Origin of the sequence: Pelotomaculum propionicicum (assembly GCF_048984525.1) — a bacterium.
Classification (GTDB): Bacteria; Bacillota; Desulfotomaculia; order Desulfotomaculales; family Pelotomaculaceae; genus Syntrophopropionicum; species Syntrophopropionicum propionicicum_A.
This window is the reverse complement of record NZ_JBMGJC010000005.1, coordinates 42,565-54,670: the sequence shown is the minus strand read 5'-3', so window position 1 is coordinate 54,670 and position 12,106 is coordinate 42,565. Positions and strand designations below refer to the sequence as shown.

At 48.4% G+C, this 12,106-nt stretch carries 10 protein-coding genes; 5 read left to right on the top strand and 5 right to left on the bottom strand.

What is annotated here, in order from left to right; genetic code table 11:
- Positions 1 to 386 precede the first annotated feature (386 nt).
- Positions 387 to 875, bottom strand: coding sequence for a cell wall hydrolase (locus ACOBQJ_RS06805; protein ID WP_421070986.1), 489 nt, complete (start codon positions 873 to 875; stop codon positions 387 to 389).
- Positions 876 to 1,056: 181 nt separating this feature from the next.
- Here ACOBQJ_RS06805 and ACOBQJ_RS06800 point away from each other — a divergent pair, with 181 nt between their 5' ends.
- Together ACOBQJ_RS06800 and ACOBQJ_RS06795 are read left to right on the top strand one after the other, a co-directional pair.
- Positions 1,057 to 2,655 (top strand): NAD(P)/FAD-dependent oxidoreductase, encoded by a 1,599-nt coding sequence (locus tag ACOBQJ_RS06800; protein WP_421070985.1) that lies wholly within the window; start codon positions 1,057 to 1,059, stop codon positions 2,653 to 2,655.
- Positions 2,656 to 2,707: 52 nt separating this feature from the next.
- Entirely contained in the window at positions 2,708 to 3,982 is a 1,275-nt protein-coding gene (locus tag ACOBQJ_RS06795) for an NAD(P)/FAD-dependent oxidoreductase (protein ID WP_421071173.1), read from the top strand.
- 167 nt (positions 3,983 to 4,149) lie between these two features.
- Here ACOBQJ_RS06795 and ACOBQJ_RS06790 read toward each other — a convergent pair whose 3' ends face one another.
- The 4 genes from ACOBQJ_RS06790 to ACOBQJ_RS06775 all read right to left on the bottom strand — a co-directional run bounded on the left by ACOBQJ_RS06790 (position 4,150) and on the right by ACOBQJ_RS06775 (position 8,467).
- Positions 4,150 to 5,298: a SpoIIE family protein phosphatase gene (locus tag ACOBQJ_RS06790; RefSeq protein ID WP_421070984.1), complete on the bottom strand. Its 1,149-nt coding sequence runs from the start codon at positions 5,296 to 5,298 to the stop codon at positions 4,150 to 4,152.
- A gap of 18 nt (positions 5,299 to 5,316) precedes the next feature.
- Positions 5,317 to 7,044: a [Fe-Fe] hydrogenase large subunit C-terminal domain-containing protein gene (locus ACOBQJ_RS06785; protein ID WP_421070983.1), complete on the bottom strand. Its 1,728-nt coding sequence runs from the start codon at positions 7,042 to 7,044 to the stop codon at positions 5,317 to 5,319.
- On the bottom strand, positions 7,035 to 7,301 hold the full coding sequence (locus tag ACOBQJ_RS06780) for a (2Fe-2S) ferredoxin domain-containing protein (protein WP_421070982.1): 267 nt from the start codon (positions 7,299 to 7,301) through the stop codon (positions 7,035 to 7,037). The genes ACOBQJ_RS06785 and ACOBQJ_RS06780 overlap by 10 nt, the downstream gene beginning before the upstream one ends.
- Before the next feature lie 368 nt (positions 7,302 to 7,669).
- The gene (locus tag ACOBQJ_RS06775) at positions 7,670 to 8,467 is read right to left on the bottom strand and encodes an MBL fold metallo-hydrolase (RefSeq protein WP_421070981.1); all 798 of its coding nucleotides are present in this window, start codon (positions 8,465 to 8,467) and stop codon (positions 7,670 to 7,672) included.
- Positions 8,468 to 8,791: 324 nt separating this feature from the next.
- On the opposite strand from ACOBQJ_RS06775, the gene ACOBQJ_RS06770 reads away from it, so the two are divergent.
- Genes ACOBQJ_RS06770 through ACOBQJ_RS06760 form a run of 3 tightly spaced genes read left to right on the top strand, consistent with a single transcriptional unit; the run spans position 8,792 to position 11,857 of the window.
- Positions 8,792 to 9,721, top strand: coding sequence for an N-acetylmuramoyl-L-alanine amidase (locus tag ACOBQJ_RS06770; RefSeq protein ID WP_421070980.1), 930 nt, complete (start codon positions 8,792 to 8,794; stop codon positions 9,719 to 9,721).
- The gene (locus ACOBQJ_RS06765) at positions 9,718 to 10,386 is read left to right on the top strand and encodes a coenzyme F420-0:L-glutamate ligase (protein WP_421070979.1); all 669 of its coding nucleotides are present in this window, start codon (positions 9,718 to 9,720) and stop codon (positions 10,384 to 10,386) included. Before ACOBQJ_RS06770 ends, ACOBQJ_RS06765 begins: the two co-directional genes overlap by 4 nt.
- Before the next feature lie 19 nt (positions 10,387 to 10,405).
- Positions 10,406 to 11,857 carry an aminotransferase class I/II-fold pyridoxal phosphate-dependent enzyme gene (locus tag ACOBQJ_RS06760; RefSeq protein ID WP_421070978.1) on the top strand — a complete coding sequence of 484 codons (1,452 nt, stop codon included), beginning with the start codon at positions 10,406 to 10,408 and terminating at the stop codon, positions 11,855 to 11,857.
- Positions 11,858 to 12,106: the final 249 nt, after the last annotated feature.

Sequence of the window (12,106 nt, the reverse complement as noted above, 5' to 3'; positions counted from 1 at the left end):
ATCAAAAAGAGAATAAAAGCCCAGTTGGCGCCCACGCCGACTTTTTCAACTCTTACATCATCCATATTTCTTAACCTCCCACATTATAGCACTACATTCTTAGATGAAGAACAAGCCGAATCCAAAGACAAGAAGAATCAGGATCAGAAAGAGAATAAAAGCCCAGTTGCCGAAACCCGGTGTTGCTGCCCCTTCAGCCTTGGTATCCATAATATAACCTCCCAAATTAGTATTTTTAGCAGTTTCGCGTAACCGCCAAAGTTATAAATGATCATGCTGGTATTTAGAGCTTTGAGAATTAGTGTTAATCCTACCTCATAATATGAGGCAATAAAAAAAATGGTTACTTGCAGTCAAATAAATAACATAAAAAATCAGCCACGCCTTTAACCAAAGACGTGGCTGCCGATTACAACAACCGTGGGTATTCTGTCAATCCAATCGCTTTTTGCTTTGGCGGGGTTATAAAAGAAAAGGCACCCGTTTGTCGGATCTAAACCACTCAAGGCCAGTTCCGCCGCCAACAACGATTTTTCCCCCGGGGGTAGATCGATTGAGCCGTCCGAAACCGGGGAAAACTGGCCCTGATCATAAATCACTTTAACCAATGTTTTTGGAAACCGGGGATCTCTGAGGCGGTTCAACACCACAGCGCCAACCGCGACCTGACCTACTAAAGTTTCCCCCCTCGCTTCCGCGTTGATTAATTTTGCCAGCAGAACAAATTCTTCCCTGGTGATGCTGAGGCCCCTGGCTGTAGAAATGTAATGTGTTTTAATATATATTGACTCTGATCCCTCAGAAGGCAAAGGCGTCATTGTCCCAATAATCGAAAGGCTTATGATAAACCCTGCAATTATTTTTTTGAGATTCATAATGTTATTGTTCTCTTTAATTTTTTTTTTACTCAAACAATAATTTCTTATCATCCTAAATAATTATCAAAATATCATTAAAAATTATCTTTTTTATGGTATGTTAATTTAAGATTAATAGAATAATTTTTAATAAGTCTTTTTTATTTTAAATTAATAATAAAACATAAGGTGAATTTAAATGCTCAGGGTTACAGGCCTAAAATTATCTATCGAAGATGATAATGAGAAACTGGTAATTGTACTGGCAAAAAAACTGGGGATAAAACAGAAAGATATTTTTGATTTTAAAATTTTTAAACAGTCAGTTGACGCCAGGCATAGAGACGACATGATTTTCTTCAATTACACTGTTGATGTCGGATTAAAAGATGAGGAATCAATATTAAAAAGATCTAAAGGCAGAGGCGTGAGTACAGCGCCGGGCATGGATTATGTTTATGTCCGTCGCGGCTGCGCAAAGATGCAATTCAGGCCTGTAATAGTAGGCAGCGGCCCGGCGGGGCTTTTTGCCGGGATCATCCTGGCCGAGATGGGCTACCGGCCGCTGCTGCTGGAAAGGGGCGCGGATGTCGACACACGCGTAAAAGCTGTGCAAAATTTTATGAAATACGGTGAGCTCGATACCGAGTGCAATATCCAGTTCGGTGAAGGCGGCGCCGGAACATTCTCCGACGGCAAGCTTACTACTTTGATCAGGGACGTCAGGTGCAGGAAGGTCCTGGAGGAAATGGTCCGGGCCGGAGCGCCGGAGGAAATATTGTATCTGAATAAACCACATGTCGGTACCGACAAACTCAGGGCGGTAGTAAAGAACCTCCGCAAAAAAATAGAAAACCTCGGAGGAGAGTTTAGATTTAACAGCAAGGTTACCGATATTATTATTGATGCGGACAGGGTGGAAGGCATTGAAGTAAACGGTGATGAAAAGCTGCCCGCGGATATAGTTTTACTGGCTCCCGGCCACAGCGCCAGGGATACATTTGAGATGCTTTACAAGAGAAACGTGACCATGGCGCCAAAACCTTTCTCCATCGGGGTCAGGATAGAACATCAGCAAAAGCTGATTGATCAGGCCCAGTATAAAAGGTTCGCCGGCCATAAAAAACTGGGGCCGGCAGATTACAAGCTGGCTTATCACGCTTCGAACGGCAGGTCCGCTTACACTTTCTGCATGTGCCCCGGCGGAGAAGTGGTGCCGGCTTCTTCGGAAGTGGGCTGTGTTGTCACCAACGGGATGAGCCTGTATGCCCGCAGCTTGCCAAACGCCAACAGCGCCCTGCTGGTGGGTGTGGCGCCGGGTGATTTCGGCAGCAGTCACCCGCTGGCGGGAGTGGAGTTCCAGAGGAGATGGGAGCGGCTGGCTTTTGCGCAGGGAGGGGGCAATTACAATGCTCCCGCCCAGCTCGTGGGCGATTTCCTGGCTGGCAGGGCCTCAACCGGGTTTGGGAGTGTGGCCCCGTCATATAAAAAAGAAGTTACACCGGCTAAACTTGAAGGGTGCCTGCCCCCATTCGTAATAGATACATTGAAGGAAGCCATTCCTGAGATGGATAAAAAGCTGCGGGGTTTTGCCATGCCGGACGCTGTTATGACCGGTGTGGAAACGCGGTCTTCTTCTCCCGTAAGGATTATCAGAAAAGATGACCTTGAAGCTGGAGTAAGCGGCCTCTACCCGGCGGGGGAAGGCGCGGGTTACGCGGGGGGTATTGTATCATCAGCGGTTGACGGTATCAGGGCGGCTGAAGCCATCGCGTCCAAGTACAGCCCTTTAGAATAAATTTATTGCGGGCATTTAAAGCACGTTATGCAAGAGCAAGGAGTTTTGTGTGATGCAGGAAAGGTCCAAACTCAGGATAGCGGTAATCGGCGGCGGCGCCGCGGGCATTACAGCTGCTATAGCCGCCGCATATAAAGGCGCTGATGTCACTATTCTGGAGAAAAACGCGAGGATTGGCAAAAAAATTCTTGCTACCGGGAACGGCAGGTGCAACCTGACCAATATTTATTTAAGCACGGCCAACTACCATGGGCAAAACACCGACTTTGCCCGCGGCGCCCTGGTAAAATTCGATGTTGAAAAAACCATTGATTTTTTCGAGCGGCTTGGCGTCGCCCATAAGGTAGAAGAGGGGGGGAAGGTTTTTCCTGTTTCCAACCAGGCTTCGAGCGTACTGGACGTTTTAAGGTACGAGCTTGATAAAGCGGGAGTAAAGGTCTTATGTGAGGCCGCGGTAATCAATATAAGAGATGAGGACGGTGGGTTTTCAATCGAGTATCAGAACGGGGATCAGTTTAAGGCTGACCGGGTTATACTGGCCACCGGCGGCAAAGCCGCACCCAACCTTGGATCAAACGGGAGCGGTTATGCTCTTGCCAGAAGCCTCGGCCACAGTATTGTGGAACCGTTTCCGGCTCTGGTCCAGCTCAAGCTGGCAGCAGCGTTCTTTAAACAGATCCAGGGAGTCAAGTTTGACGGTGATGCTGAGATAATTGTAAACAACAAGACCGTTGAAAAAGCTTCAGGGGAAATATTGTTTACCGAATACGGCGCGTCAGGGCCCCCGGTGCTGGCCTTGAGCCGCAAAGCTGGAGAGTGCCTGCAAAAAGGTGAAACAGCCTGGCTGAAGCTGGTGCTGATCAACACATGCGGCCGGGGTGAGCTGGAGCGCTACCTGATTAAACGTTTCAACGACAGCCCTGAAAAAGAACTGGTGTTCAGTTTCGTGGGTTACATCAATAAAAGGCTGGTCCCTGTAATATTAAAGGAAGCCGGGATTGCGGACATCAGGAAACCGGCCGGGCAGGTCAGCTCCGCTGAGCGCGGGAAAATCTTGCGTATCCTGCAGGACTGGCGCTTTCAAATTAAAGGGACCACCTCGTGGCCGGCGGCGCAGGTTACCGCGGGAGGCGTGGACGTGAGAGAGATCAACGGCGATACTATGGAATCAAAAATTATGCCAAAACTGTATTTCGCAGGCGAGGTAATTGATATCGACGGTGACTGCGGGGGCTACAACCTCCAGTGGGCCTGGTCTTCCGGCTTTGTGGCGGGAGAATGCGCGGCCATAGTTGGGGACATATCTCGTCCTGAGAGGAATGCTTAATATAGAGATGTGTCCCCATTCCTCTGTCTGGTAGCACTAAACGATAAAAGGTTGCAGAAATTGAGGTGTGTCCCCTTTCCACTGTCTGGTAACATTTTACGATAGAAAGCTGCAGTAGCGGAGACAATGACCAGGATAAATAGGCAAGGCAAATCTCCTGTGAATAACTAATAGTGTTCTACTGTAACCTTCTTGCCCATTCGACCAAGTGTATCCGCTATATCTCTTACAGTCTGGTGTTTAAGGGCAAAGGGCACGGGAAAATCCGGGTTGTGGACAACCGGGTTTATGGCAAGGCCCACGATAAAATGAATTTCATCAGCCATCAGCAGCGCTTTGGCTAAACGGCCTGAGCCGTCTTTAATGTTTTCCAGTTTTTTAGGATCTTCTTTAAGGTGCTGCAGGGTATGGTAGAGTGTTATCGCGCCCTCTGTAACCAGGTCGATCCCGACGATCTGGCCGGTGGGAGGAACGACTTCAGATACCATATCATCCAGGTTCACCTGGATTTCCCTTTTCAGTATGCGGCCCGCCAGCTGGCTGGTGGTACCGCCGCAAATAACCTTAACCCCTTCCGCGCTGTTTAAACTGTTTACGGCCAGCACATCGTCTTCAGGATTGCGGGGAGGGCCGATAAGGGCAGTCAGTTTTCTTAATTTCCTGAGCTTGACCACAACAACGCTGGCGTCGTCACCCAGTTTTCCGCAGTAAAATTTATTACACGTGTCGGTTATTTTTTCTGCCCATAAGTTGGTAGTATACCCGCCCCCGGCCAGGGTCCTGACATAGTTGCCCACATGTTCCTCGCCCCAGCCGAGATTCCAGATTCCGCCCAACCCGGCGTGAAGGATACCGTCGCTCATCATAACCAGCCAGTGGCCCACACCTATTTCAAAATGAGATTCTTTTATTACCTTATCACCAACCTGGCGTTCCGCTCTTTTAAGGTACAACAGTGATTCGTCATAACCCCAGTAAGCGGGAGGGTTGTCGAACTCAACCAGGTAGGCGTGGCCGTCGTCAAATATCTGCAGAATAGAAAAGGTGCTGTAAGCGATATTCCTCAACCGGCAGACAGGCAGGGTTTCGATCATGGTTTCAATAACGTCATCTATATGGCCGCCCATTTTCAACATTGTAGCGGCTGTTTTTGCAGTAATCCGGGACAGTATGTTGGCCTTTACCCCGCTGCCCAGGCCGTCAGCCAATACAATAATTGAGGAGTCAGCGGCTCGGATAATTTCGATCGAATCCCCGCAGAGTTCTTCCCCGTTTTTATTCAGCTGTGAACATGCTATATCCAGTTGAAATTTCATTACAGCCTTATCCTTCCACTAGTCTTCCATCAGTTTAATTAACTGGTTTAGAAGTATCTTGGTCTCCGCGGTGGTTTCCCCCAGCAGGCCCGCTATTTCCTGGGCGACAGTCATTTGTTTTTTAATAACTTCCTGGGCTCGCTCAATAGTCTGGGTTTTCACATGTAAAAGTTCGCCTTGCTGTGTTACTTCTTTGGTAATGTCGGCAAATATGCCTACTGCCATATTTTCCAGCGGGAAAATAATCTGGCGTGTGATAACACCGTTTTCCAGGCTGCGGAAATCAGCCACCACGGCTCTCTTTTCTTTTAAGACGACCTGGAACTCTGTCGGATCAATTAACCGGTCAAGCCGTTGGCCAATGATTTGCTTACCCTGGCAGTCAAACATTTTTACCGCTGCCGGATTGATTTCTGTTATAACCAGGTCTTCATCGGCTATGATAACAGCATTGGGCATCGCATTAAGCACCAGGTTCGATATCGATTCAGCCCGCTTTCTCATATAGGGAATACACATTTGTGGTTCAGCATGTCCTCTGAAGACAGCCACGGCCTTTTCTCTGCAGGAGCCGAAACCACAAGACCCGCAGTTTAACTCGTCCTGGGGGACATACTTGCCGCTCTGCATCAGGATACTCTTAATTTGCTCCTCATCCGGAACTGGCAGTATAACTTTTCTGCTCTCAAATTCGCGGATCAAATCCGTGGCTGGCAGTGACGGCGTTGTTCCGGCGCCGGTTTTTTCAGCCGTTTTCAATGTGTTGCGGGAATAAAAATCAAGCAGTCTTTGCCTTTTTGAGTAGATATCATTTTCCGTAATCCCGCAAGGGCCGCCAAGACACCCGCCCCTGCAGGCCAGCATCTCTACAAACTTGGGCATTTGGTCTTTATTGAGGTTGCAGAAATTTTTCAGCAGGTCAATACAGTTCTGCAGCCCGGTTACTGTCTGCACACCGCTGTCCATGATATCGGTGCTGAGAGAACTTGCCAGCAGTTGGCCTCCCTTGGCCGGAAACAGGTTTGCTTTTCCCGGTATATAACCGTCAAATTCCACATTTTCAATTTTATTTAAATCAATTGCCTCCGCTTTAATCCAGTCCCATAATTCCTTGAAACCCAGGGCATAGTCGACCGCACCCTTCACTTTGTCAGATACGATCTCACCTTTTTTAGCAATGCAGGGCCCGATAAATACAACCACGCAGCCGGGATATTGCTTTTTCAACAGCCTCCCGTGAGCGATTACAGGTGATACTAAAGGAGATAAGTTAGGGAGCAGGTGAGTGTAATGCTGTTCTATAAGGTTGACCACAGCGGGGCAGGCGCTTGAAATCTCCGATTCCGGCGCATTAATCCGCTGGTGTTCAACAGAGATCAGCTCAGCCCCAACCGCGGTCAGCCCGACTTGGGAGAAACCCAACCTCTTCAGCAATCCGGGCAGTGCGAGAGGCTGGGGCAGCGGCATATGGACAGGAAAAGAAGGTGCTACGCTGGCCACAACCGTTATGGATTTATTTGACAGAAGGTTTTTTATATCCTCAAGGTCGTTTTTAACTACCTTTGCCTTTTGCGGGCAGATCACAGTGCAATGGCCGCACTGCACGCAGCTTTCCTCTAATACCCTGGCGTGGTGAGCCTGGATATTATTGGGGCCGGAGTTGATACAAATCGCTTTCAGCGGGCATGAGCGGACACACTTGTAACAGTCACGGCATTTGGCGTCATTTGTTTTAATCAGAGGCATTCAGTATCCCCCTTTATAGCCGGTAAGATTTCTTGTTCAAACATTTCCTCAACGTCTTTCGGAGCAACTCCAGTAAAGAGTTTTTCTCCGACCATGACAGTTACTCCGCCGGTGCACTTTTCATGGCAAAAACAACCCTTTAGCAAAATTTTGTCATCCAGTTGGAACTCTGCTATTAATTTTTCTATTTCAGCAATAATTTTTTTTGAACCGCGTAAAAAACAAGAGCTCCCAACGCAAACCTGTATAGTGAGCATAATAAGCCTCCTTATGCCATTAAAGCTAAACTAATATAGAAAAATGGCATTTGTGTAAAATATATTGACGAAACTTTTTTTATGTAACAATACCGATACTACCTTATTATAAAGTTTTATTTTTATAAAAGAAGCAATCAAAAGATGGCTATAAGTGAAGAGCCTGGCAAGGGTGAAGTAAACCTCAAAAAACAGATAGTATATAGATAAACCTCCTGTTGTAGTTTATCCTACAAGAGGAGGTTCCATTTGAAAAAATATCCTGTTTTTATCCTACCACCCATAAAACATTAAAGTGAAATATGTGTTTACGATTGGATTAATAGGAGCTGCCTATAAATATTTAAAATATTTCACAATAAATGAAGTTAAACGAAGTTCTTAGTAGTCTGTATTTTGAGATGTTTATCTGACCACTGACCGGGAGTCCGCGGCGGCGCGCTAGCCAGGGATATGTCTGGCGCCAGGCGGCGGCGGGCGTTTTGCAGAGCCCTGCCGGGCTCGTTGTCCTCTTCGCTCAGGTGCCCTAGAACGACCAGCCTGCACCTGCCGAGGTCCAGCGATTGAAGCACCTGCCCGCACTGATCATTGGAAAGGTGGCCGGTGGGACCGAGGTTGCGCTTGATCACGTGATATGGTTTGGATGACGACTTGTACATTTCCACGTCGTGGTTAGATTCTATGTAGAGGTAATCCAGTGAACTGAACGCCTGGCGGTACCTGTCAGGGACGTAGCCCGTATCAGTGATGAAACCCATCCGCTCACCGCCAGCGGCAATTGTAAAGCCCACTGTTACAACATCGTGTGAGAGCGGGAAAGGGGTTAAAGACAGGCTGTTAATTTTAACTTCACTGTACGGGTCAAGCACGCGGAACCCGGGAGATTTATTAAAAACACAGCGCTCGTTCACCTGTTTTAAAACCCCCGCGGTGGAGTATACGGGCACGTCTCTCAGCTTGAGAAAATATTTAAGGCCATATATATGGTCTGTATGGCAGTGGGTCACCAATACGGCGTCTATATCACCCGGGGACAGGCCTGCAGTGTCCAGGAAAGGCTTAATGTCCCTGTTTCTGAGGCCGCAGTCAATCAGGACGCAGGTATCGCGGCCTTGTACAACTACGCTGTTGGCATAGCTGCAGGATGAGAGAGTGCAAAATTTCAAAGTTATTCCTCCCGCCAGATGTATGTATTAACATTAGACGGCAGAACCGGGTATTCCTTCCCCTCAAATTACCGGCGAGCCAATAACTTAATTTTCTGGTACCGGGTACGCAAAAATTAAGTTATTGACAAAATCGTGACCCTCCTTACTTGGTTAGTAAACAAAATTACCTATAATGCCTAAGATTAAGACATCTTTCCACTGGTTCTCCTTTATTTTTCCCAAAATGAAATCAAAAGAAGGAAAATAGTTTAACTTAAAGAATCTTAAAAAATTGACAATTATAACACGGTTCCATGCATTTTTTGCGGGGAGGGAGCCTTTTTGCATTTGGGGAATAGTCCCAGAATAACAAACCTGTGGTCGAAAGTTGTTGACGGGGAAAATGGTGAATGGCTAACCAGAGTGGTTGTCGAGTCTACCAGACCCTATGAATACACGCTGAAAGAAATAAACGGCGGTATCGTGCTTGAGTGCGCCGGCGCTGATGTGAATATGCCTGAGGGAAAGCTGGAGGTTAATGACGGCCTGCTGCGTGATATCAATATAGAGCAGTTGGGCCATGACACGGTCAGGGTGCAGATGGCGCTGGACCATCCGGCTGTGTTTAAGCATGCGGTGTACAATGATTTTCCTTCCCGCCTGGTGATAACCCTGGAACGTTCGTTCATAACTGGGTTATTATCCGGTAAAAGAATTGTGGTTGACCCCGGCCATGGAGGTAAGGATTTTGGCGGCAGGGGACCGGTAAGCCTCCTGGAAAAAAACGTGGTTTTGCCGATAGCCAGGAACCTTGAGAAACTTTTAAAAAGAACCGGGGCGGAGGTTACCTTAACCAGGAGCGGCGACGAAGATCTCTCCGGAGGAGAAAGGGCCGGAATTGCTGTAAAAGAGCGTGCTGACGCCTTTATCAGCATTCACACCAACGCCAGCGCAGACAGCAGTGTTGAGGGGGCCGCCTCTCTTTACGCGCCCCTGGACAATGGCAGCGAGGAGCTGGCCCGGTATATACAGGAAGAAATTATAAAGAAGCTGAAGGTAATGGACAGGGGGGTCGCGGGTCAGCCTGCCCTGGCCGGAATGGATAAAGGTATACCGGCTGTTGAAGTAGAGATTGTGACTATCACCAATATCGTGGAGGAAGTATTCCTGCGCGGCCTGACGATCCAAAAGAGGGCTGCCGAGGGTATTGTGAACGGGTTGATAAAATACTTCGCCTCTGACAGGCCAAGTACAAGAGGTGATAAAGAGTGATAGCAGGAAGATTGCCGATCAGGACTCATATCATCACGGAGAAAGACGATATAGTAGATGTGGTGGAAAAATATACCGGCAAGATAGCGTCGCCTGGCGATATTGTCGCGGTTGCCGAAAGTGTTGTGGCCATCAGCCAGGGCAGGGCGATCCTGCCGGACACGGTTAAACCGGGGCTACTTGCCAAAATCCTGTGCCACTTTCCCGGCAAGGAAGGCAGCCTCGCCGCTCCTCCTTCCATCCAGGTGGCAATGGAGGAGGTCGGTACCGCCCGTTTCCTGTTAGGGGTGGCGGCGGCTGGGCTTGGTCGGCTGGTTGGCCGCAGGGGAGATTTTTACAGGGTTGCCGGCAGGCAGCTGGCCCAGATAGACGACTTTGCCGGCACGATGTGGCCTTTTGACCGCCATATTGTACTGGGCCCGAAAGACACTCAGCGTGTTGTGGAGAGGATCAAGCAGGTCACCGGGGTCGACGCGGTTATCACCGATATTAATGACATCGGGAAAGTAGACATCCTGGCCGCGACTGACGGTGTTGACTCTGAAGCGCTTACAGCTTACCTGAAAGATAACCCTCATGGCAACGACGACCAGCAGACACCTATAGTGGTGCTGGTATCATCCGAAAACCTGCGGGAAATAAATGCTGCCGCGCAGCAATGTTAGGAGTATGATCTGAATAAACATGAATTTAGACCAGAATAGAACACCACTATTTGACGCTGTTAAATATCATGTCAAGAGGAATGCGATCCCGCTGCAGATCCCAGGCCATAAGCATGGGTACGGGCTGGAGGAATACAGGGAATTTGTCGGCGAAAACGTCCTTAAAATGGATTTGAACGAGACCCGGGGCATAGATCTGATCTGGGACCCGATCTCAGTGATCGCAGAGGCGGAAAAGCTGCTGGCAGATTCGTTGGGGGCAAAACACGCTTATTTTTTAATTAACGGGACTACCTCCGGCGTGCAGGCCATGATATTAAGCTCCTGCACACCCGGCGATAAGATCATCCTGCCCAGAAATGCGCATAAATCAATTTTTAACGGCCTAATCCTAAGCGGGGCCAACCCGGTCTATGTCCAGCCGGAAATTGACGATTACCTGGGCATTGTCACCGGTATCACGGCTGATGGGCTGCGGGAGGCCATAGACCAGAACCGGGACGCCAAGGCGGTTATGGCTATTAACCCGTCGTATTACGGGGTGGCCTCAGAGCTGGCGCGGATTGTGGAGACCGCTCACAGAGGCTGTATGCCGGTGCTGGTAGACGAGGCGCACGGGACCCACATGGGTTTTCATCCTCATTTTCCGATATCCGCCATGGCGGCCGGGGCGGATATGAGCGCGGCCAGCCTGCACAAAACCGGCGGTTCCATGACCCAGAGTTCAGCGCTTCTCGTCGGCAGCAGCAAGATAAACCCCAGCTATATCAAGCAGGTGTTGAACCTAACCTATTCATCCAGCCCGTCGTATATCCTGCTGTGTTCCCTGGATGTGGCCAGAAAGCAGCTGTCTGTCAACGGCAGGCAGATGCTAGACCGTATTTTGGCAATGGTAAACCGGACCAGAGAAGAAATCAATAAAATCGACGGGCTGTTCGCCCCTGACAAAAATTACTTTGAAAAGTCCGGCAAATTAAGTTTCGATGAGACCAAGCTTTTGGTAAGCGTGCAAAAACTAGGCCTGACCGGGTACGAGGTGGAAGAGATCCTGGCCAAAGATTATAATATATTGATCGAGCTGGCCGATATGTACAACATACTCGCCGTAATCAGCCTGGGTGAAAAAGAAGAATTCCTCCAGTCTTTCGTCGCCGCCCTCAGGGATATCGCCGATAACGCCAAAAGGAAAGAAGTCAAAAGGATTGAAACGATCCAATTCAGCCCGGAAGTGGTTATGCCGCCAAGAGACGCGTTTTTCAGCAAAAAAAGGTCAGTCCCGCTTGAACAGTGCGCCGGTGAGATTGCCGGGGAAATGGTTATGGTATATCCTCCCGGTATTCCCCTGGTCAGCATGGGAGAGATCATAACAGCGGACATAATTGATTACGTGAAGATGCTCAAGGCAGAGAGATGTACGATCCAGGGGACTATTGACCCGATTGTCGACAACATCATGGTATTGGACAGGTAGACTGACTTAAAAGACATTCATGTATAAACAATGATTATTCAAATAGAATTTATTATGTTTTATACCTAATAATAATTTAAATCCTGTAAATCCTAGTAATCCTGTAAATCCTGTCAAATTGTTTTAGCAGAATAATTACACCCAAAGACCTGGCCGCCGAGGTTTTTGGGTGTATGAATATTAGGCTGGAGTGTGAATAATCATACTGGATGACCCGGTGCAGCCGGTAAGAGAAGGTTGGAGTATATT

Excerpts from the sequence above, each read along its gene's own strand:
- ACOBQJ_RS06795 (WP_421071173.1), top strand. The coding sequence starts at position 2,708 with ATGCAGGAAAGGTCCAAACTCAGGATAGCGGTAATCGGCGGCGGCGCC.
- ACOBQJ_RS06790 (WP_421070984.1), bottom strand. The coding sequence starts at position 5,298 with ATGAAATTTCAACTGGATATAGCATGTTCACAGCTGAATAAAAACGGG.
- ACOBQJ_RS06780 (WP_421070982.1), bottom strand. The coding sequence starts at position 7,301 with ATGCTCACTATACAGGTTTGCGTTGGGAGCTCTTGTTTTTTACGCGGT.
- ACOBQJ_RS06760 (WP_421070978.1), top strand. The coding sequence starts at position 10,406 with ATGAATTTAGACCAGAATAGAACACCACTATTTGACGCTGTTAAATAT.
- ACOBQJ_RS06800 (WP_421070985.1), top strand. The coding sequence starts at position 1,057 with ATGCTCAGGGTTACAGGCCTAAAATTATCTATCGAAGATGATAATGAG.
- ACOBQJ_RS06805 (WP_421070986.1), bottom strand. The coding sequence starts at position 875 with ATGAATCTCAAAAAAATAATTGCAGGGTTTATCATAAGCCTTTCGATT.
- ACOBQJ_RS06785 (WP_421070983.1), bottom strand. The coding sequence starts at position 7,044 with ATGCCTCTGATTAAAACAAATGACGCCAAATGCCGTGACTGTTACAAG.